Origin of the sequence: Thermithiobacillus plumbiphilus, assembly GCF_038070005.1 — a bacterium.
GTDB lineage: Bacteria > Pseudomonadota > Gammaproteobacteria > Acidithiobacillales > Thermithiobacillaceae > JBBPCO01.
This window is the reverse complement of record NZ_JBBPCO010000001.1, coordinates 250530-272250: the sequence shown is the minus strand read 5'-3', so window position 1 is coordinate 272250 and position 21721 is coordinate 250530. Positions and strand designations below refer to the sequence as shown.

Annotated in this window: 11 protein-coding genes; 2 read left to right on the top strand and 9 right to left on the bottom strand. The window is 59.5% G+C overall.

The features are described 5' to 3' along the window. Window positions 1-1173 (bottom strand): tyrosine-type recombinase/integrase, encoded by a 1173-nt coding sequence (locus WOB96_RS01305; RefSeq protein ID WP_341369454.1) that lies wholly within the window; start codon window positions 1171-1173, stop codon window positions 1-3. Window positions 1174-1404: 231 nt separating this feature from the next. Here WOB96_RS01305 and WOB96_RS01300 point away from each other — a divergent pair, with 231 nt between their 5' ends. Continuing rightward, window positions 1405-2259 (top strand): DNA-binding protein, encoded by an 855-nt coding sequence (locus WOB96_RS01300; RefSeq protein WP_341369453.1) that lies wholly within the window; start codon window positions 1405-1407, stop codon window positions 2257-2259. Between the two features lie 36 nt (window positions 2260-2295). On the opposite strand, the gene WOB96_RS01295 is transcribed toward WOB96_RS01300, so the two are convergent. From WOB96_RS01295 to WOB96_RS01265, 7 genes are all read right to left on the bottom strand, one after another. Then, window positions 2296-6090 (bottom strand): hypothetical protein, encoded by a 3795-nt coding sequence (locus tag WOB96_RS01295; RefSeq protein ID WP_341369452.1) that lies wholly within the window; start codon window positions 6088-6090, stop codon window positions 2296-2298. Window positions 6091-6283: 193 nt separating this feature from the next. Further along, complete coding sequence (locus WOB96_RS01290; RefSeq protein ID WP_341369451.1) at window positions 6284-7000, bottom strand: M48 family metallopeptidase; 717 nt, start codon at window positions 6998-7000, stop codon at window positions 6284-6286. Beyond that, window positions 7000-10125 (bottom strand): type I restriction endonuclease subunit R, encoded by a 3126-nt coding sequence (locus tag WOB96_RS01285; RefSeq protein ID WP_341369450.1) that lies wholly within the window; start codon window positions 10123-10125, stop codon window positions 7000-7002. Before WOB96_RS01285 ends, WOB96_RS01290 begins: the two co-directional genes overlap by 1 nt. Then, window positions 10122-11630, bottom strand: coding sequence for a Fic family protein (locus WOB96_RS01280; RefSeq protein ID WP_341369449.1), 1509 nt, complete (start codon window positions 11628-11630; stop codon window positions 10122-10124). Before WOB96_RS01280 ends, WOB96_RS01285 begins: the two co-directional genes overlap by 4 nt. Further along, window positions 11627-12856, bottom strand: a complete 1230-nt coding sequence (locus WOB96_RS01275) for a restriction endonuclease subunit S (protein WP_341369448.1) — start codon at window positions 12854-12856, stop codon at window positions 11627-11629. Before WOB96_RS01275 ends, WOB96_RS01280 begins: the two co-directional genes overlap by 4 nt. Next, window positions 12847-15246 (bottom strand): type I restriction-modification system subunit M, encoded by a 2400-nt coding sequence (locus WOB96_RS01270; protein ID WP_341369447.1) that lies wholly within the window; start codon window positions 15244-15246, stop codon window positions 12847-12849. The genes WOB96_RS01275 and WOB96_RS01270 overlap by 10 nt, the downstream gene beginning before the upstream one ends. A 114-nt stretch (window positions 15247-15360) precedes the next feature. After that, window positions 15361-18045, bottom strand: coding sequence for a cation-translocating P-type ATPase (locus WOB96_RS01265; RefSeq protein ID WP_341369446.1), 2685 nt, complete (start codon window positions 18043-18045; stop codon window positions 15361-15363). A gap of 113 nt (window positions 18046-18158) precedes the next feature. Here WOB96_RS01265 and WOB96_RS01260 point away from each other — a divergent pair, with 113 nt between their 5' ends. After that, on the top strand, window positions 18159-19235 hold the full coding sequence (locus tag WOB96_RS01260; protein WP_341369445.1) for an acetate/propionate family kinase: 1077 nt from the start codon (window positions 18159-18161) through the stop codon (window positions 19233-19235). On the opposite strand, the gene WOB96_RS01255 is transcribed toward WOB96_RS01260, so the two are convergent. Continuing rightward, window positions 19232-21658 (bottom strand): phosphoketolase family protein, encoded by a 2427-nt coding sequence (locus WOB96_RS01255; RefSeq protein WP_341369444.1) that lies wholly within the window; start codon window positions 21656-21658, stop codon window positions 19232-19234. The two genes, WOB96_RS01260 and WOB96_RS01255, sit on opposite strands and share 4 nt — an antisense overlap. Between the last annotated feature and the right edge of the window lie 63 nt (window positions 21659-21721).

The window sequence follows — 21721 nt, the reverse complement described above, 5'->3', positions numbered from 1 at the left end:
TCATTCCTTGTTGCTGCGCCAGTTCAGGCGGTGCTTCTGCGCCTCGTCATGCCAGCGCTCATCATCTTCATGCACATAAAGCGAGGTCGTGCGCGCATCCTCGTGGCGGGCATCCTTTTGCACATAGCGCCGCTCAATGCCGCTGTCGACCTTGGCGGTGATACTGGTGTGGCGCCCCCAATGCGCGGAGGCCTTGCGCAGTTTCTCGGCCTTGTGCGGTGCTGTAGCTTCAAGCCGGACGGCAGCCGCAGCAAAGAGATCTTTCAGTATTTGATTTAGGCGCCGTGCCGTGATGGGGCGGCGACCCTTGAGCGACAGGAGCAGCGGGGTGTCTTCCGTGGGTGACGGCATCGGGCTCAGGCCCAGATGCAGGCGATAGCGTCTCAGCGCCGCCAGCATATCGTCCGGCACTGGCACCCTGGCCGCTTTCTGGCCCTTGCCCAGCACATACCACCACCAGCGTCCTCGCACCTCGCGAAAACTGTTCATCCCATGGGTTTCGAGCTCTCCAGCGCGGGGAGCGAGCATCATCAGCATGGCCGCGATAAAACGCGCCCGCTCATAATGATCCTGCTCCGACGAATCATCCCGGGGCAGGGCCTCGACCACCGCATTCAGCGCCTCCCACATTTCCTCATCGAGAAATCGCTCCACCTTCAAATCCGGCATGCTGGCTTGCGCGGCCTTCCTGCGTCGCTGACGGATCAATCCCAGGGGATTGCCGCCGAGATAACCGGCATCCACCAGATAGCTCATCATGGAATTGAGCGCGGCCAGGGCGGTGATACGGGCACTTTCGGAGAGCGGACCGACGAAGGGTTTCCAGTCGCGGGCATGGCGGTCGCGGCGTGGACCGCACCAGCGCTCGGCAGGCTGAGGATCACCCAGGAATTCGAGATAGGCCTCGAAATCCTGACGGTTCAAGCTGGAGAGCGGCTTTCGCCGTTCCGCCAAGGCCCACAGCAGCAGGCGCTCGCATTCCTTGGTGTAGATGCGCTGCGTGCCCGGCGAGCCGCTGTATTCATCGAGAAAACTGCGTACCGCTTCGAGATCGGTGCGCGCGGCGATCTGGAGTTGCGCCAGAGGCGCGCGATTGCTGCCCTGGCTGCCATCGAGGCTCGCGTCCGCCAGTTGCAGATGTTCCATGGGTGAGAGCGGGATGAAGGTAGCCATATTGTCGGGAGACATCATGATTCAGGGACTCCAGCGGTGGAACAAATGGTCGAGCCAAGCAATTTCAAGCCCTTCCAGGCCCAATTACACGACTTCTGAAAATGCCGATTTTCAGAAATTTTAGTCGGTATTCGGGAAAAGTCCAGGTCCCTCGGCTACTGTCTGCCGCTTGACCTGCACTCTCTAATATTTCATATTACGTTATACATATTACATTAATGAGGAACCTTCATGGCTCGCATAGGCATCAGCTTTGAAGATGTGCGCGATGCCGCGTTAAAACTCCAGGATCAGGATCTCCTGCCTACAGTGGAGCGCGTTCGCGCGCAGCTTGGCAGTGGCTCGCATTCCACCATAGCCCGGCATCTGCGAGACTGGCGCACGCAGCAGGAAAAGCCCGCTGAAGGCTCGCCTTTGCCGCCAGCGGCCCTGAACTCCCTGGGCGCGGCCTGGCAGGCCCTGCAGGAGGAAACCACGCAGGCCCTGGAACAAAGTCGTCAGCAGGCCCAAGCCGAGAAGACAGCATTGGAGAGCCAGCTCGCAGATGCCCTGCGCGTCACCCAGGAACACGCGATCCAGATTGAAAGCTTCGGCATAGCGCGCCGTGGCCTGGAACGGCGCCTGAGCCGGGAACGCCTGCAGCATCATCAAGCACAAAGGCAGCTCCAGCACGCGCAGGTGTCGGCGGTACGCGCGCAGCAGACCAGTAAGGCGCTCAAGATGGAGCTGAATCAGGCGCGCTCAGAGTTGGAAAAGGTGCAGGCGCAAGCCCATCAGCGTGAAACGCAGCTCAGAGCGGAAATGGCTGACTTGCGTGAAGGCCAAGCCCGTCAGTCGCAGGCTTTCAGCCTCTTGGAAAGCGCCCTGCGGGCTCAAGAAGCGGATCAGGCCCTGCTCCGCAGCACCCTGGACATCCAGGCGCGGCAGCATGAGGGAGCCATCAATGCCCTGCGTGCTGCTCTGCAACAGGCCATTGAGGTTCGTGACACTGCCCGGATGCGTTTGGCTGAGTACGAAAAAGCGATTCGAGAGAAGCACCGCCCCTGGCGGCAACGTCAGTGGGAATCGTCTCGGCGCAGAAAGTGATGCGCTCTCAGATGAAGCTCCTGTGAAGCTCCTGGGTCACTCGAAGCTTGCATCATTGCGCCGGTCAAGCTCGCGTTCAACTCGAATCTTCCTCTCTAGTTTTTCTAGCATTGCTTTGGCCCAAGCAGTGACCTTTGGATCACCATGCTCGCACAGTTGGTGCACAAGGGTACAGTATGACATCAGCACATCAGCCAGCGATCCGCTCCATGCACGCGGGTGAAAGCGTGACTCGAAGGCGGTCAGTACAGCACTCCTATCCGGGCATTTTTCGAGAATTTCCAACGCGATGGGCGGCCACCCTATCTCGGCCTCACTGGGGCTATTCTTAGGGAAAAACACTACTTCCTGCGCCAATCGTGGGTATCTAACCTTCGGGGACTTGCGTGCCCACGCGAACAGTACGTCAGGCTGCGCCTTTTCCACAGGACTTGCGGACCCGATGTAAAAACGGTCTCTAAGTGGTTTCCATCTCCATTTGCGCCCACCACCAAGAAATACATTCAGCGCAACCCAGGGATGTAAAGCAAAAAGGGTGCCGGCGAGTTCTCCATAATCCCAAGCCCCACTGTGATAATCCGCAAGTGCTCGCGCCAAGTTACGACTCACCACCATCGCCGCAGCGCGACCCTTTTCTCCTGCCAAGCATTGCTCAGCGATTTCATTGACGTGGTAAGCGAGGTTCGTATTACGCTTATAAAAGCGACACTCCATGAGTAATCGCTGTCCCAAAGTCAGGGTTGCCTCGTCAAGTACGGCTCCTTTACTCTTTAATGAGTGTATATGCATGCCAAACACATCTACAGCAATATCAAAACCATCATCCAGCGCTGCGATGCCCATGACGAGCTGCTCAAACAAGGGTCTTGGAAGGCCATCCACAATGTCTCCGTACAAATCACGATATCTATAGGCAGGAGCTCGCCGAATATTTAGAGAGAGAAGCAGTCGTTCCGCACCTCGCTCATCGATAGATATCGCACACTGAAGCACTGGGAAATAAGGTCCCAGCACTGGATGAAGAAGCGCATCCTCTAAGATACACTGCATGGTCTCTGGACGTTGTGTGGCAAGGCCGTTAATGTAGCATCGTAACAATAGCAGGTTTCGCTCATCTTCGGGAATCGCTTCCAGTCCCACCACCAGCTCCTGCCATGTTGCCTCCGGATCTTTGGACCTATATGCCAGACCTCGACCAAAAGCGCATAGACGGGACCCACTACGGCTCAAAAGTTCATTAAGCAGTAATTGTAGTATTTCTGGTGAACGGGCTGCCGATTTTCCGAGTTCTTCGGCAGCATGATCAGCCCGTCTGTAAGCATCGACGTGGTCGACCTCGTCACTAGAAGCATCGAGATCAGCAATATCCAGCAATAGCCTAGCTCTATCGGTGAACACATACGCCCTGATTTTCGTTACCAAATCAGCCGGGCGCAGTTCGATTTCGAGTTGGCGCAGTTTTTCTATATCCTCGGCACTTGTCATACTATCTCCGAAGGTCAAAACGGAACGGACTGCCAGCCATCCCTCCGGCCATCCGGATTGCTCAGAAATACTTCGGGTAAGTGCCACTAGTTCGTCGTTGATTCCTGCTTCATCCCACAATTCCCGAAAGCATCGTGCATAGAGCAGTTTGGCTGCTTCCCTATGTAGACAAGAGTGCTGTATCAATTCCTGTATATACAGAAGAGTCGAACGATACCATGCCTGCACTTGATCGATCGTGGTCGGCACCCACCCGAAATCTCGAGGTCGGCTGCCAAATGCAAAATCGTGGGATGAGGAAAAGAATCGGATCTTGAGCATTCCCCCCAGCGCCTTGATCCCAACATTTTGTAGAGCTTGATCTGGATTCTTAATCAGGCTTCTAATTAGTTGCAGGCGTTGGGCAGCGGTAGCGTGAGTTCCCGACAAACTAATGTGAAATAGCTCAAAAAAACTGTCACGCGCAGAATTGGTGTTGTATTCCCTGGGCTCTGCAGCAAGGAAACGGGCCAGCAGCCCCGCAGCTCGTTCAAATAGAGAAGGATCATAGGCAATTGCCCGGAGCAGACGTATCAAAGTATAGCGGCCAGACATCTCAGTGGAGAAAAATTCTTCTGCCTCCTTCAGAGCAGCATCTTCAATAGCGACAAGAGCAGCCTCTGGCATCAGCGGAGCCGCGTTCTGAAAAATAGCCACACCCAATTCACTGAGCTGGGTGACTTTTCCCAGGAATTTCGGATCTGTGAACCAGCTTTTAGCAATATGCCTGGCTGTCTCACTGTCATGCAAATAGCCCAAGCGTCGGCTAAATGATCTCAATAACCGTTCTTGGCCTGTTTGCCAAAACGTGTTCATAAGTCTATCACGATGGTTGTTTTCAAGCGCGAGCTTAGCCAAATGGTTGGCTATTGCATGGGGCAAGATCGCACGCCATTGTGATCGCTTCTGCACGAGGTCACGGCGTCGTAGTTCCTCCACCTGGCGGAACAATTCGTGTGCGGTCATGTTAGCCAGATCCGCAAGGATAGTCAGCTCCGCTTCGGCTCCTTCCAAGGTTTCCCCATCAAACGAATAAACAAGAGCACAGATTTCGGCCGCCCGAATAAGAGCGTCGTTCGGTTCGTTTCGCTGCTGAAAAAGGCGGCGGAATAGCTCTGCGTCGGTCAGTCGTCCCAGGTTGGCATTTGGCTGGATATTACGGGCAAGAGCCATTGCGATTCTGGCGTTTCCCCCAGAAAATTCCGCAATACGGGTGCGATCTACTTGGCTTAACCGAGGAGCCAGCTGCTCCATTATAGCTTCAACGGTTCTTGGCGACGCAGGCTCTAGTCGGAAAACCTGGGTATCTTCGGGCTCATCTTCGGAGATGTCATACTCAAGCGTGATCAAACTCAACTGCTGTGCATGCAAATTGAGCATGTGTGCCAGTGCCCGGTGGGTACTGGGTTTGCAATTATCAACAACCATGATGGCGCGAGTTCCAGCGCTGCCGAGACGGGTAATCATTTCACGAGGGGAAGGTTCTGGCTCTGCACCTTCGTCGGTATAGACAGCAAGGGATTGGTCCAGGCTAATCCCTGCCAGTCTGCGGTCAAACAGCGCCTGAACGAGACGTGTTTTACCTACCCCAGAGGTGCCAACCAAGCGGACAATGCCTTTTGGCTTGGCAAGCACATGTCGCATCGCAGAAATGCCTTGCTCAATGGTGACGTTCTCCTTGTGCTGATAATCCAGTATTCTCGCATGCTCATCAATCACATAAAGAGATCCCGGACTGTCCCCGTAGGCCCAAGAGCTATACGGTTGCCAACCTGCCAACGGCTCCCCAAGCCGATCCCGTAACCACAAAACCACGCCGGGGTATTGATTGATCCAGCGAGCCAATCTGTCCCGGTCATAAAAGTCCACGTGTAAATTTTCACCGGGCAGAAGGCTTGTGATAGATTCGCGCATTGCTTGTAGGCGCCGCTGGAAGGCCACATCGGCTGTCGACCCTTGAGCACTAACGATGACATATGAACCATTTGCTCTTGCGAGATCCAGAATAGACTGGCGCAAGTTCCCATTAGGTCGCATCTCCCTAGCAATCTCTCCCGGAGGCATATCAGGTTTTTTGACCTGAAAGCCAGTAATATGCCTGGGTATGAAATCAAGATGACTTACACAGCTTTCCAGAGAGACCCGGACGTCGACTCCACCATCGGGCGCATTTTGGTCACCACCTGCTGTAACTGAACTGATGGGCAAGTCATTGCGAGCGAGTTCGGCTTCCGCCAAGCGGACAACGAGGCTACGCAAGTCCTCGTCGTTTAGTTGTGCAACCTGATTACCTTTTATTTCAAACATGATAGCAATGCAGTGGAAGCTTTACTCTCAAAATAGGAGCCGGTATTCGGCCACTTGCGGGCAACCAAGCCGGGTTCCCCGGGCTGGCGTCCGGGCCAGGGTAACTGTGTGAATTGCAGCGCAGGCGGTGGGACAACCTAATAGTCGCACAATTCATTACTGTTGGCAGACTTGTTTCTTCAGGCTCCTTGCTTCAGTAGCCCCAATCCTCATGGCGCACCGGCAACTGGTTTAGCCTGTCGCGGCGGATACGCCAGTCCGGCATGAATTGCTCCATCAGCGCGACAAAACGGGTGTTATGCGTGGGCTCCAGCAGATGCACCATTTCGTGCACCACGATATATTCCAGACACTCGCGCGGTTTTTTGGCCAAGTCCGTGTTCAGTCGAATGCTGCGACTGGCCGGATTGCAACTTCCCCAGCGGGTTTTCATCCGCTGCACGAAAGATTGGCATACCTTTACCCCGATCACCGGCTCCCATTTTCCAATCAGCAGGGGCACGGCTTTCCGGATTTGCTCGCGGTACCACCCTTCCAGGACGGCCTGCCTCTTTGCCTCCTCGCTCCCTGGGCGTACCCGCAATAATATCCGGCTGTGCTTCAGGGCCACAGTGGGCGCGGCATCCCCCTCTTCCACCTGGAGCAGGAAACGCTTGCCCCATACGTAATGACTCTCACGGTCGAGGTACTCGCGTGGTGTTTCGCGTTCCTGCTCCCGCAGCTTTTTCTGCTGTTGTTTGATCCAGCCGAGCTTGGTAATGGCAAACACGCGGATGGTGTCGAGGCTCATGCGCGATGGGGCCGCAATACGCACCCGGCCATCGGGTGGATAGACGCTCAGATGGATGTTCTTGATCCGCTTGAACTCCACTTCCACCGCAAGCTCGCCCAACTGAATCCGGGCAGGCATCAGTATTCCGCCTGCTGCTTGATGATCAGGAAGATGCGATCCACCTCTGCCGTGTTCTGGCCCAACAGCGGCAGCAAGGCTCGCTTGATGACGTTTTCTCTGGCCTGGAAGCCACGCCAGTCATCCGGACGTACCTTTTTCACCGTTTCATCAATCTTCATCGCCAGGCTCAGCACTTGGTCGCCGTCAAACCGATAATCCCCATGCATTTCCCTTGCCCTGGGCATGTTCGCAGATTTTGGCTTGAGATTGTTATAGAGCGCGCGCACGGAAGGGCTTCTTTGCAGCGCCTCGGGTGTGTCATCCGCATGCCCTGTCTCAACCTGACGCACCAGCTCTGCGATCTTTTTCAAATATTCCTCATACTCGATGGCCTTTGCCTTGCGATTGGCGATGATTTCATCCAGCAGGGCCGACATCTTCTCGTAATAAGCGGGATCATTGAGATGTTCCTTGATGATCTTGCTCCGGACGTTATTCTCGATGGTCTCGGCAATGGCGCCCGGGTTGCCCTTCATTCGACCCAACCGGGCGGCAATTGCGTCATTGATGCCGGTTTTTACGATCAGTTCCAGCAGGCCCAGATTGTCGAAAGGCGAGATCTTGCGTGGCTCGTCTGCCTCGATGTAGGTGTCGATGAGGTGCCGCATGTCGGCCTCGTAAGTCTTGAGGTCCAGGCTCTCGCCGCTGGCTCTGCGGATGATCTCGCGCAGATTCAGGTAGTGATCAAGTAATTGCCGGATGCGCGCGATCTCCGTCGCATCATAACCTGCGGCCTCCAGCTCATCGGCGATGTTGGCATAGGCGCGCAGCAACGCGACCGTTGCCTTGTAGAGCGCCGCCCGCTGCGGCTCGCGCGCTTGCAGGTCGGACGGATCTTCCGTGTTGCCGCAGAAATAATGAATATGCGCCAGTTCGTCCCTGGGCGGCTCCACCGGCTCGCAGAGTAGAGCCAGGGCTTCAATGGCACTATCAAGACGTTCCCTGCCCTTGTTCAGCCGGTCCTGCAACAGCACTTCCGGGTCTGCCCCGCCGGCACTATGATCCAGCTCCGAGGTGTAGACGGCAATGGCCTTCTCGACCTTCCTGAAAAGGTCCTTGTAATCCACGATGTAGCCGAAGTCCTTGTCATCGCCGTCCAGGCGGTTGGTGCGGCAGATGGCCTGGAACAGGCCGTGATCCTGCATGGATTTGTCGATGTAGAGATAGGTACAGGGGGGCGCGTCAAAACCGGTCAGCAGTTTGTCCACCACGACCAGCAGCTTCATGTTTGCAGGTTCTTTGGCGAAGAGTTGCTTGGCCCGCTCCTCGTAGGTTTCGGTTTTGCTCATGCCCGAATGGGCTTCGACGTCCTTCAGCAGTTCAATATAGGTGTTGTAGATGAACTGCTTATCGGTTTCGGTATTGGCGCCGGTTTCCTCCAGGGTGATGTCCCGCGCCTGCGGATTATAGGAGGTGACTACCGCGCATTTGCCCTTGAACGGGGTTTTCTGGAACAGAGTGTAGTATTTGCACGCCTCAAAGATGCTGGACGCCACCAGAATGGCGTTACCCCGGGCATCGGACAGCCGCCGCTTGGTGCCAAAATCAAAAATGATGTCGCTGACCACCCGCTCCATGCGCGAACGCGAGCTCAGCACCTTCTGCATGGTGCCCCACTGCTGCCGCAGCTCCGCCTTCTGCCAATCGTTGAGGCCCCTGCTCTTGGCGTCGAACCAGGCATCGATCCGGTCCTGTGATCTCAGTCGCTGATCGATATCCCGCGCTTCGTAGACAAGATCGAGCACCACCTCGTCCGCTACGGCCTCGCTGAACTTGTAAGTATGAATGTAGCCGCCGAAGACCTCCAAGCTGCTTGCCTTGTCTTGCTTCAGCAGCGGCGTGCCGGTAAAGCCGATGAATACGGCATTCGGCATGATCGCCTTCATCACCCGGTGCAGCTTGCCGCTTTGGGTGCGGTGGCATTCGTCCACGAACACGAACACCTCGCCCACCGTCGGGCTTGGCTGGGCTTCCAGCTCCCGGATGAAGCCGTCAAAGTCATCCCCATCCTTGGGGCCGAATTTGTGGATGAGCGAGCACAGCAAACGCGGCCTGGATTGTCCGAGCTGGGCAAACAGATCACGGCCGCTGCGGGTACGATGGATCGGCTCGCCTGCATCGGTGAAAACCCGCTCGATCTGCTTGTCCAGTTCGTCCCGATCGGTAATGATGACCACCCGCGCCTCGGGCCTGTTCTCCAGAATCCACCTGGCCAGCAGCACCATGACAATGCTCTTGCCGCTGCCCTGCGTGTGCCAGATGATGCCACCCCGGCGTTCGCGCACATATTCCTGCGCCGCCTGGATGCCGAAATACTGATGCGCGCGCGGCAGCTTCTTGACCCCGCCGTCAAAGAGCACGAAGTCGTACATGAGCTCGATCAGCCGCGCCTTGCCGCACATTTTGCCCAGGTACTTATCCAGCTTGTAGCCGCGATTGTCAGCCTCATCTTCCTTCCAGGTGAGGAAATACTTCTCCTGAGTTTCCGTCGCGCCATATTTCAGCCCTTCGGAATCATTGCCTGCGAACACTATCTGCACGGTGGAGAAGAACCAGGCATTGAATGCCTGCTGCTGGTTGGAGAGTAACTGCCGGATGCCATCGCCGATGGAGACGCGACTATTCTTGAGTTCAATCACTCCGATGGCAATACCGTTTACATAGAGCACGATGTCCGGCCGCCGCTCGTGGTTGCCCCTGAGCGTGACCTCCTCGGCCAAGGCGAAGTCATTGCGTTCCGGGTCACGCCAGTCGATCAGATGCACGGTTTCGGTGACATGGCCGGCCTCGGTCTTCACCGGCACGCCATAGCGCAGCAGCCGGTACACGGCCTGATTGTTGCCATAGAGCGTGCGGTCATGCTTGCCCGCCTCGGTGCGCAGTTTGTGCAGCGCCACGGCGATCTGCGCCGGGTCATGGCCGCGCTGGCTCAGCCAGGCTTTCAGCATACCTTCTTCGATATTGCTGTTGTCGGGGCGCTCGCTCCAGTCGCCCAGATAGCGATATTTCAGCTCGTTGCGGAACAGATTGATGATGCGGTCCTGGGTGGCGCGTTCCGGCTGGCCGATGGGGTTCATGCTCATTCCTGTTTCTCCTTGAGCAGGCGTTTGCGCAGAGCTTCGCCCTTTGCCGTAAGCCGGTATTTCTGCCGGCTGCTCCTGGGTTTGTCCGGAATGGTCATGGCCACGCAACCGGCCTGCAATGCCGGAACCAAGTATGCCTCTCGGAAATAATCCTCGTGCTTCAAACCCAGAGCCTCCTGAATGTCAGCGCGCCTCATCTCGCCCTGAAGCACCAGCACCACACGCTCGACTTCCCCGGTAACTTCCCCGGTAACTTCCCCGGTAACTTCCCCGGTAACTTCCCCGGTAACTTCCCCGACCTGGCGCCGAATGATGGTTACGAACCCATCGTTTACCCTGAATTCCGGCTCCGGCAACCCCGCTTCGCGGCAGAGCCGGATCATGTCGCCAGTGCCCGTACCCATGCGCTCGATGTAGCGGGCCAGATACAATGGCTCTGCCAGCAGCGGGTTGAACGGCACCGAACCGTGCGGTTGACGCAGCTTCTCCAAGGTCAGCGAAGGCGGCAAGCCGCCCGGATTCCAGACTTCCAGCCGGTCGGCAAACAGCATCACCTGCACGCTGCCGTTACTGGTGTAATCCCGGTGCGCCACGGCATTGACGATGGCCTCGGTCACGACCTCGCGCGGGATTTCATAGGCCACCGGCACCTGCGGCCCCTCAGCCCGTGTACCAACCCGCAGGTTGATCTTCGACATCACGAAATCCACCGCCTGATCCACCAGATCGAACACCGTACCCTTGTAGACCTGGTAGGAAGGGATCGGCTTCGCTACCTCGGTACCATGGAAATGTGCGCATTTGAGCTCGGACGAAATCAGAAAGCGCTGCGGCTGGCGGCCAAACAGCAGCACGGCGGCATGCACCAGCCGCCCGTTGTCCAGCAAATTCAGATGGGTCAGCAGCTCCTCGGGAGAGGCTTCCTCTGCCAGCGGAAAGCCTCGGGCGCGACGGGCCTCGCGGAGAAAGCGCCGCATTTTCTCCTCGTCCAGATCAGCGAGCGTGGCCTTCGTACAGGGTGCTGCGTCGAAGGGCCCGTTGCGGATCAGTTGCCGCGCTTCCAGAACCTGCACCAAGGCGGCATAGACCCCGGCAATCAGCTCGGCGCTAGTGGCAAAGCGGCGACGCACCAGCTCATTGCCGGCACGCTGCACAAGCGCCTGCATTTTCGGGTGGCGGGCCTGGTCGTCGGCGCCCTTGACGAAGATCAGGCGCGGCTTGTGCAGCCTTGTAGCCAGCGCGAATTCCCGCTCGGTTGGCGCAATGCCCTGTGCATCCTGCGCGCCGTACTCATGGCCGAACAGGCCCACGTAGAGGTCGCAGTGCTCCACTTCCTCCAGGTAGACCGCATCCGCCCGGCGGTCCGCGGCGGGCAGTTCCTCGAACAGCACTGGCTCGAAGAAACGGCGCATCAGCGCATCGCCACGCAGATAGTCGCGCAAAGCCGTCCGCTCCTCGGCGAACTCCTTCTGCACGCTGCTGATGAAGATACGCAGTGGCGTCATACCAACCGAATCCTGCCGGTAAGCAGTTCCTGCATCATGCCCTGCTTGATGGCGCGGGCCTTGGCGAGCTTTTCTTCGAGTGCAGCAATCTCGGCGTCCATGTCGGAGAGCACGGCGGCGATGGCGGTTTGTTCTTCTTTAGTCGCGGGAACCGAAATGGTCAGTGGTCGCAAATCGTTTGGATGAATGTGTGGCTGCGCTCCGCCTGTCTGTGTCTTGTAAATAGCGCACTGATTCAGCAGAAGAACAAAATAGATGAACTCGACCGCGTAACTCGTGCCTTCTCCGATGGTTGAGCAGTCAGAGGCAAAGATGGGAATGTCATAGTAGGCGACATAGCCGGCGCTGGCTCCGGAGCCGCTGACCGTAATGGTCTTGCCCTTACGGTTTGCGCGGTTGTGGGAATAAGCAGGTCTCTTCCCCCCAGCAATCACGGGGATCGGGCCCGGAACTGCGTTCTTCTCCGTGATTAGCTCTCCTTTGTTAATCTCTACCACATCACCCAACCGCTTCACCACCCACTCCCCACTGAATCCCGGCAAGTGCCTCTCGCCGGTGAGCAGTTCCTGCATGGCGCCTTGCTTGATCTGGCGCTTTTTGGACAGGAGTTGTTCCAGGGATTCAATGAGCGCATCCGCATCGCTCAAGGCCACGGCAATGGCTTCTTGCTCGGTTTTGGTGGGCGGGAGGGGAATATTAAATTTTCTAATACGTGAGAGGGCGAGTTTCGGCTGTGCTCCAACAGTCTGCAAAGAGTCAATCACATTCTGAATCAGCGGCGACATCAGAATATAAAGAAGATAGTCTTGCGAACAGGTAATGTTTGTTATCCGGTCAGCGTTCTCCGTCAGATTTGCTCCATCCAGCTCAGAGGGGATTTTGCCGACGATCCCCAACGTCCCAGCAACTGAGATAAAAATATCATTCTTGAAGATTCGATATTGCTTGATAGCTGGAAACGCATCAACCGGCACGAACTTGATGTCGCTGAGCGCCACTGTTCCAGGACGCATATCGGTGACTCTGATGTACGGGTGCGGTGTCTCATGATCGGTTAAGGCGCGACCCAATGGTAACCTCTTGCCGCTCGTGACAAAAGCCGTCGAGTCAAGGGATTTCACTTCCCAATCCGCCGGGATCACCCCCGCCTCGGTCTGCTTGTAGCCTTTCGGCACCTGCGGCGCGGTCGTGATCACATAATCGGCACTGAGCTCCCTCACTTCCATGCGAACCCCATCTTCTCAAGATGGCGGTTGACTTTGGCCTCCAGTTCGGCCACGCGGCTGATCATTTGCGGCAGCGGGGTTTCGTAGCGCTCGGCAAGCATCCGCACGCGCTGGGTGAGCCGCTGGCTGATGCGGTCCATCTCGCTGTGGATGTCCTTGTCCAGCGCGGCAAGCCATTTGTCATCCACCACCAGCGTCTTGATTTCGGCCTGGCTGAGCTTGGGGTAGTAGGCGTAGACCCTGGCGTCGAGCACGGCCTCGGCTTCCTTGAGGCGCTTCTTGAGCTCGGCTTCCTCTGCGTTGAGTTCGAGCCAGTCGCGGAGAGCTGCGGCCTCAGTCCGGGCTTCCGCGTCCCCGCGGATTTCCTTCAGCCGGGCGGCGACGTTGGCCTTGTTGACCTTGTCGAGTTCGCTGAAAGCGCCCTCCTCGCCACCGTGTTCCTCCTCCAGCTCGGCGATCCTGGCGGTCACGCTTTCCAGCTCCAGAGCGAGCAGGTCGATAGCGTCCTGATCCTCGGCGTAGTAGCGGGCGACGATCAGCGCCTTGGGGACGAGGTCGCAGGTCCAGCCCTTGTCCTTTTCCTTGCCCTTTTTATCGGCTTCGATGATGCGGGTGGTCGCGGCCTGCCAGCCATCGGCTGCGATGAGATAGCAGTCGTCCTGCATGATCGCCGCCCAGTAGTCCATGAGGTGCTGGTAGACGTCATACTTGTCGATGAGCGGCTGCGCCGTGTAGTGGGCGAGCAGGTCCTCGGAGAGTTCGGCAATGACTTCCTTGGGGTGGAAGCCGGGAGTGAGCGCCTTGAGGGTTTGCGCTGCGCGATCGCGCCAGGCGGCAAAGTGATCATTCATGCCATTGATGAAGGCGGTAAATTCCGGGTGCTGGTAGATGCGGGTCTTGATGGCAGCCTTGTCCACGGCGAGATCGAGGTAGCCGGGCCGGCAGGGCTTGAACAGCGCGGATTTCAGGTGCGGGCAGACATCCCAGTAAGGTTGTAGCGCTTCGAGGTCCGCCACGGGTATGCCCCCTTTCAGGTGGCCTTCGATGTCCTGGCGGTCTTCGGCTTCAGTGCCATCGATGTAGCGCGGCAGGTTGAGGTTGTACTCGTTCCTTTCGATCTCTGCCAGTGGGACCATGCGCGCGTATTTGGGTACGTCACGCTGTTTTTTGAAGGTATCGACGATGCGGTGAATGTCCTGTGACCGCAGGCGGTTCTTGGGGCCGTCCTTCATGAAGCCCTGACTGGCATCGATCATGAAGATGCCCTGACGGTGCTGGGCATGCTCCTTGTCAATGACGATGATGCAGGCGGGAATGCCAGTGCCATAAAAGAGATTGGCCGGCAGGCCGATGATGCCCTTGATGTAGCCCTTGCGCACGAGCGCGCGGCGGATATCGGCCTCGGCATTGCCGCGAAACAGTACGCCATGGGGCAGGATGCAGGCGCCCTTGCCGGTGGATTTCAGCGAGCGGACGATGTGCAGCAGATAGGCATAGTCGCCCTGCTTGGCGGGCGGCACACCGAAGGGTTGGAAGCGCTCGTAGGGATCATGCAGCGGATCGAGGCCGGTGCTCCAGCGTTTATCGGAAAATGGCGGATTGGCGACCACATAGTCGAAGGTCTTGAGCCTGTCGCCGTCTCTGAACCTGGGATCGGCCAGGGTATTGCCCTGCACGATGAGCGCGGTGGGGTTGTTGTGCAGAATCATGTTCATGCGGGCCAGGCCGCTGGTGGCGGCGTCCTTTTCCTGGCCGTAGAGGGTAACTTCGCTGCCGGCCTCATCGCCCACTTTCAGGAGCAGAGAGCCGGAGCCGCAGGTCGGGTCATAGACGGTGGTAGCGGCGCTGGTCCTAGCCTCACGGATGCCGATGATCTGCGCCATGATGCGGCTGACCTCGGCGGGCGTGTAGAACTGCCCCTTGCTCTTGCCGCTTTCGGTGGCAAAGTGGCGCATGAGGTATTCGTAGGCGTCGCCCAGAATGTCGTCGCCCTCGGCGCGATTCCGGGAGAAATCAAGGGCCTTGTTCTCAAAGATGGCGATGAGATTGGTGAGACGCTCCACCATCTCCTTACCGCTGCCGAGCCTGTTGACGTCGTTGAAGTCCGGCATGTCGGAGAGCTGATTGGCGTTGGCCAGCGGAGCGATGATCTTCTTGTTGATCTGGTCGCCGATATCAGGCTTGCCCTTGAGGGCAGCCATATCCCGAAAGCTCGCGCCCAGCGGAATTTCAATGGGCGCGAAGGGCTGGCCGGCATACTTGTCGCTGATGTACTTGATGAACAGCAGCACCAGGACGTAGTCCTTGTACTGGCTGGCATCCATACCGCCGCGCAGTTCGTCGCAGCTCGACCAGAGCGAGGAGTAGAGTTCGGATTTTTTCAGGGCCATGCTTGTCTGCTTATCGTCTGATGTTGGCAGGCGGCTGGCTCGCGCGGGAGCCGGGAGTTTTTTTGTGAAATGCCGATCTGTGAGGTGACATTTTGCTTGTCAGAGAGGGGCAGATCAATCCCGGCCGAGTCCGGACACAAACTTCTCCATCTCCACCAGCCAGAACACGCTGCTGGCAAGCAGCGTCATCCACAGCCAGTCCGCGGGACGCAGCGCGACCGTGGCGAACAGCGCCTGCATGGGTGGCCAGTAAGTGAACAGGATCTGAAAGATCAGCACCAACCCGATCAGGCCCCAGGACCAGGGATTACCTTTCAACATGTGCCCCTGCCAGACCGAGCCGTGCAAGGCCCGCACCGGCAACAGGTAAAATATTTCAAAGAGCACCAGGGTGTTGACGGCGGCAGTACGGGCATAGTCCAGACCGGCTCCAGATTGCAACAGCCAGTAAAATACTGCGGCAGTGCCGGCCACCAGCAAAAGCCCGATGTACAGGATGCGAAACAGCATTGAGCCGCTGAGCAGCGAGGCATTCGGGTCGCGCGGCGGGCGCTGCATGACATCCGGCTCCGTGGGCTCGAAGGCCAGCGCCAGCCCGAGCGTGACCGAAGTGATCATATTGACCCAGAGGATCTGCACCGGCGTGATGGGGAGCTGCATGCCCAGTACCAAGGCGAGAATCAGTACCAGCGCCTGTCCGGCATTGGTCGGCAGAATGAACAGGAGGGTCTTCTGGATGTTGTCATAGACCCCGCGCCCCTCCTCGATCGCATGGGAGATGGTCGCGAAATTATCGTCGGCCAGCACCATTTCCGCTGCCTCGCGCGCGGCGTCCGTACCCTTGCGGCCCATGGCGATGCCAACATTGGCGCGGCGCAGGGCCGCCGCATCATTGACTCCATCGCCGGTCATCGCCACCACCGCACCCTGCGCCTGCAGGGCCTCGACCAAGCGCAGCTTCTGTTCGGGACTGATCCGGGCAAAGACATCCACCCGCCGTACCTGCTCCGCCAGGGCCCGATCATCCAGAACTTCGAGGGCATTGCCCTCCAGAACTTTTTCGCCATCGCCGATGCCAAGCCGGGCGCCGATGGCACGGGCGGTCACGGCGTGATCTCCGGTGATCATCTTGACCCGGATACCGGCCGCCTGGCAGCGGGCGACCGCGGGTCCGGCCTCCATGCGCGGTGGATCTTCCATGCCGACCAGCCCGAGCAGGATCCAGCCCTTGCCAGGATCCTGGCCATCGATATGCCCTTGTCCGATCTCCGCAGCCCGGGTGGCCAAGGCCAGAATGCGATAACCGCGGCTGGCAAGACTCATGACTTGTGCCTGCCAGAACGCCCGGTCCAGTGTCTCCTGGCTTCCGGAAAAGCCCTGGGCCTCCACGAGATCCATCACCCGCTCCGGCGCGCCTTTCAAAAAGAGCTGGTTGCCATGGCTCGACTGATTGAGCGTAATCATGAGCTGACGATCTGATTCGAAAGGGAGAAGATCCAGCCGGGGGCTCGCCGCTCGCAGTCCTTGAGGATCCAGGCCCAGGTCGATAGCCAGTTCCAGCAGGGCGGTTTCGGTCGGATCCCCTTCCAGGGTCCAGCCCTCATTGGCTGGCGCGGCCTCGGCATCGTTGCACAGGATACCGGCGAGCAGCAGCTCGGCCAATGCCGGACTTCGCCGGACAAGCAGCTGGGCCTCCTCGTCCCGCAACTCGGCCAGGAGCAATTCCTCGCGCCCAAGCACGATCTCCTCGACCCGCATGGCGTTCTGGGTCAGGGTGCCCGTCTTGTCCGTGCAGATGACACTCACCGCACCCAGGGTTTCTATCGCGGGCAACTGGCGAATGATGGCCTGTCGGCGCGCCATGCGCTGAACCCCGATGGCCAGGATGATGGTGATGACAGCCGGCAGGCCTTCGGGAATTGCGGCGACCGCCAGTCCGATGACGGCCATGAACAGCTCGCGTGGATCCTGCCCATGTACCGACCAGCCAAACAGCAGGATTGCGAGCGAGATTGCCAGAATGCCCGCGCTGAGTACCCGCGAGAAATGATCCATCTGCTTGAGCAGGGGCGTGCGTGGCACCTGCACGCGCGCCAGCATGCCGCTGATGCGTCCGATCTCGCTTTGCAACCCCGTCGCGATCACGATCCCCTTCCCTACGCCACGCGTCGCCAGGGTGGCGGCAAAGGCCATGTTGCGTCGTTCCGCCAAGGGTAGCTCCATGGCAAGCGTATCCGCTTGCTTCAGCACCGGCAGCGATTCGCCGGTCAGCGGCGCCTCGTTGATCTGCAGATCCCGGGCCTCGACCAGGCGCAGGTCCGCCGGCACGCGATCACCGGCCTGCAGAAGCACCAGATCGCCGGGCACGAGCTGCTCGGCCGGCAGATTCAGGATGCGTCCTCCACGCTGTACCCTGGCCTGAGGACTGAGCATATCGCGCAGGGCCAGCATGGCTTCCTCCGCTTTGCCCTCCTGTACGAAGCCGATCAGGGCATTGATCAGGACCACGCCCAGGATCACCCCGGTTTCGATCCATTCCCCTAGCATTGCCGTGATGATGCCCGAGGCGAGCAACACCAGGATGAGCACGCTCTTGAACTGGGCAAGAAAACGGCGCAATGGATGTGGGCGGGGTGCTTCGGGCAGGCGATTCGGTCCGAAATGTCGCAGACGGGTCTGCGCTTCGGACTCATCCAGGCCTTCTGGCCCGCTCTGCAAGGCTGGATATATGCGCTCCAGTGGTTCCGCGTGCCAGGGCTGGGACGGAAGCGCCTTGAACTGTTCGGGACTCTCGGGCAAGCTCGGCAAGGTTTTCCTTATTTATGGGGATTGCATCCACAAGCTCGGGTGACCGCTCGATTATTACATGGGCGCAGGCGTGGATGTAAGCACCATCCGGCAACGGGGGCAGCATGCGGATACTGGTCATCAACGCGGGTTCCACTTCCCTCAAGCTGGCACTCTGGGATACAGGCTCCGGCACGTCCCTAGCACGCTGGAAGGCGGTCGGCATCGGCGAGCGTGGACATCAACCCGATCACTGCACCGCCTTGCGGCACTTTGCGTCCACGCATCCTGATCAGGACCTTGAGGCCATCGGTCATCGCATCGTACATGGCGGTCCGCACCAAACGCCCTGCTGGCTGGACGAGCCCACGCTGGAAGCGCTGAACGCCCTTATCCCCCTGGCACCGCTGCACCAGCCACCCGCGCTGGCCCTGGTACACGCTGCCGCCGAGCTCTGGCCCGGCATCCCCCAGGCGGCGGTCTACGATACCAGCTTCCACCGGACTCTGCCGCCGATGGCGCGCGACTACGCCCTGCCCGCCAGCTGGCGTGAGCAGGGAATCCGCCGCTATGGTTTCCATGGAATCGCTTGTCAGGATGTGGTCGAGCAGCTCGACGCGACTCGGCGCGAGAAGCTCGTGATCTGTCATCTCGGTGGCGGCGCCTCGGCCACGGCCCTGCGCCGGGGCGAGAGCGTGGACACCAGCATGGGCCTGACGCCGCTGGAAGGCCTGATGATGACCACCCGCTCCGGCGACGTCGATCCCGGCGCCCTGCTCTACCTCATGCAGTCGAAGGGCCTGAGTCCCGAGGCGCTGGCACAGGGTCTGAATACCGAGAGCGGCCTGCTCGGCCTCGCCAGTGATACGGAAATGTCGCGCCTGCTTGCACGTCGCGATCCCGTTGCGCAAGAGGCGGTCGCACTCTATGCCTATCGGGTGCGCAAGACCATCGGCGCCTATGCGGCGGTACTGGAAGGACTGGATCAGCTCGTCTTTTCGGGCGGCATCGGCGAGCGCGCCGCGCCCCTGCGCGCCATGATCTGCGAACCCCTGCACTATCTCGGCTTGCGGCTCGACCCGCAGGCCAATGCCATCGGTGCCACGCGCATCTCGGCCGCAGGCAGTAGCGTGGACGTGCGCGTGATCGAGGTCGACGAGAGCCGGGTCATTGCCCGATTGGTCGCCGCCCTGCCCCGCTAGATCAATATGCCCTCAGGGGTTCGGCGCCGCTCCAGGGCGTCGATCTCCTCGGGCTCGAGGAAATCCCGCACTTCCCGCCCCAGACTGCGGGCGGCGGCTCGCACGATGTGCGCCCAGGACTGACGGTTGACGAAGAGCATGCCCGGCGTGTCGAGCGTGCCACCGTGATTGGTGAAGCCGAGGAAAATCGTGGTGTGGCCGCTGTCCAGAGGACGCAGCACACCGGCCATGAGCTCCGGATGGGTATGCGTGACGAAGACTCGATGCGGCAGCGTCTCCGGATAGAGTTGCTGGCGCAGGGCCTCGGGTGCCTGCCAGGCAGCCTCGCGCCGACCGCGGGGATCGCGGAATCGGCCCGGCTCGATCATGTAGTTGACCATGACGCAGACGCCCCGTTCGTCCAGCCGTTCGGCGGCACGCAGGACCTCGATGAGCTGATAGGCACCGATCGCGGTCAGGCTCACCTCGAATCCACGGCCCTGCGGGCTGCAGGCCCAACTCAGGGTCATGGCGCCGTCCGCCAGTAATTGGCGGGCCTCCATCTCGCCAAAGAGATTCGGGACATGCTCCGATTTCGGCGCCACCAGGGTAAAGATGCGTCCCTGCGTGGCGAAGCAGGCTTCCAGGCTCAGCAGCGCGGTATTGTAGTCGGCCGGAAAGAGCACGCGCGAGACATCCGAGGGCTCGCCCAACAACGCCTCGCACATGCTGGTGTCCTGATGCGAGCGTTCGTTCTTGCCGTTTTCGTAGGTGTTGGAGGTCAGCACCAACGGCAGCGATATCCAGCCCGGCGTACGTCCCACCGAGAACAGGTGATCCGACCAGATGATCTCCTGACGCACCGCGCCCAGCATCTTGGGCGAAAAGGCCTCGTAGGTGACGGTGAGATTGATGCCACCCTTGTTGCCGAGACAGGCGCAGACCACGGCCTCCTCGTTGAGCGCGGTGATCACTTTGCCATCCACCGCCTCGGCGATGCCGGCCTCCGGCTCCGTGACCCGGTGCTTCAGGTAATCCAGCGTGGCATTCATGCGGTTGCTGCGCATCTCGTCGGGATTGCCAACGCGGGGCCGAAGCTGCGGGTTGGCCTTCACATAGGCCAGGAATCCCTGATCCACCCCATCCATGGGACTGGCCGCGGTCCGGTAGGCCGGGTTGCGCCGATCACCGGAAACCGCCTGAAAATGCAGCGTCGGCTGGTTTTGCACGCGGATGTTCCGCACTGCCAGCGGATGCTCGCGCTCCTTGGGCCGGCCCGTTTGGGCATGGTTCTGAAGCGCCATTCTGGCGCGTTCCAGCTCCTCAGGCGGCACGAAGAGGCGTTTGGCGGCGGCATTGAAATGGCGCACGGCCAGTGGATCCTGGCTCGGATTGGTCCCCAGCGGCAAATTGTGGGCGTCGTTGCTGCCCGCGCCGTAGAATCCCGCACCTTTCTGGGTGACGGCGATGCCATAGGGTAATTTGAGCGGGTAGCGTTCGGCGCCCGCCAGGGCGCGCTCCGCGCGCTCGGTCAGGCGCCACTCACCTTCGAGAATCATGCAGGCAAAGGCGGCGGGGTCGCGGCCATCGAAAGCAATCGGGTCGAATTGCTGGATGTCGAGATACTGCTTGAACCAGTCCAGCCCGGCCTCCTGCGACAGAATGGCGCGCTGATCGATGCGCCGGCCATTGTAGATCATGATGGGCACCACCAGTCCGGAATCCTCTGCCCGCCACCAGCGCGGCGCCCAGTCCGAGCCGCGCTGCTCCTCGAAGGCGCCGTCCGAAAGAAAGGCGATCAGGCGCTCGCCGGGCAGAGGCATGTGCACGTACTGCAGTTCGGCAAAACCGAGATAGCCGCCCTCCAGCAAGCCGCCGGCGGTATGCACATTCACGTGGCTGCCCAGCGGCGAGTCCGGATTGCCCTGGGCGTTTAGCCTGTAGGAATAGAAATCATCGACATAGCGGCTCAGGCCGGCCTCACTGAGCTCGTAGCGCTCGGCATGGGCCGGGCTCATGTTGTCCAGCAGCAGGTTCACGGTATCGATGGCCGCCACCGTGTGCCCCTGACCCATCAGCCAGGCACGCGTGGTGCCGGTCAGGGCATTGGCGAGCATGTAACCGGCGTAGCCCACCGCCATGTTCAGTGCCCCGCCCGTGTGTCCCTGCGGACTGGACTTGAAATCACGCTGCTCCAGGGGCGCGCCGTCCAGGCGCACGCGCTGGGCGTAGGTCATGTGAACCACGAGCCACATGGCTGAATTGGCCAGCCGGTCCGCGGCCATCAGCAGCTCGATGGGATCGGTGCCAGCCGGCAGGTCTCCACGCCGGTCCAGATCTGCCAGTATCCGCCGAACCCAGTCCACCGTCTGCGGCTCGTGCCGGATGGCGCCGTAGCCCTGCATCCAGGAATCCAGCCGTGCATCATGTGCGTGCAATGTCATACACACTCCCATCCTGCTGATAGAAATACCTGAGTGTAGGCTTCAGCCGTACAGCCATCCTGG

Bases quoted from the DNA above. Each gene is read 5' to 3' on its own strand.
- WOB96_RS01305 (WP_341369454.1), bottom strand. From the start codon at position 1,173: ATGGCTACCTTCATCCCGCTCTCACCCATGGAACATCTGCAACTGGCG.
- WOB96_RS01300 (WP_341369453.1), top strand. From the start codon at position 1,405: ATGGCTCGCATAGGCATCAGCTTTGAAGATGTGCGCGATGCCGCGTTA.
- WOB96_RS01295 (WP_341369452.1), bottom strand. From the start codon at position 6,090: ATGTTTGAAATAAAAGGTAATCAGGTTGCACAACTAAACGACGAGGAC.
- WOB96_RS01290 (WP_341369451.1), bottom strand. From the start codon at position 7,000: ATGCCTGCCCGGATTCAGTTGGGCGAGCTTGCGGTGGAAGTGGAGTTC.
- WOB96_RS01285 (WP_341369450.1), bottom strand. From the start codon at position 10,125: ATGAGCATGAACCCCATCGGCCAGCCGGAACGCGCCACCCAGGACCGC.
- WOB96_RS01280 (WP_341369449.1), bottom strand. From the start codon at position 11,630: ATGACGCCACTGCGTATCTTCATCAGCAGCGTGCAGAAGGAGTTCGCC.
- WOB96_RS01275 (WP_341369448.1), bottom strand. From the start codon at position 12,856: ATGGAAGTGAGGGAGCTCAGTGCCGATTATGTGATCACGACCGCGCCG.
- WOB96_RS01270 (WP_341369447.1), bottom strand. From the start codon at position 15,246: ATGGCCCTGAAAAAATCCGAACTCTACTCCTCGCTCTGGTCGAGCTGC.
- WOB96_RS01260 (WP_341369445.1), top strand. From the start codon at position 18,159: ATGCGGATACTGGTCATCAACGCGGGTTCCACTTCCCTCAAGCTGGCA.
- WOB96_RS01255 (WP_341369444.1), bottom strand. From the start codon at position 21,658: ATGACATTGCACGCACATGATGCACGGCTGGATTCCTGGATGCAGGGC.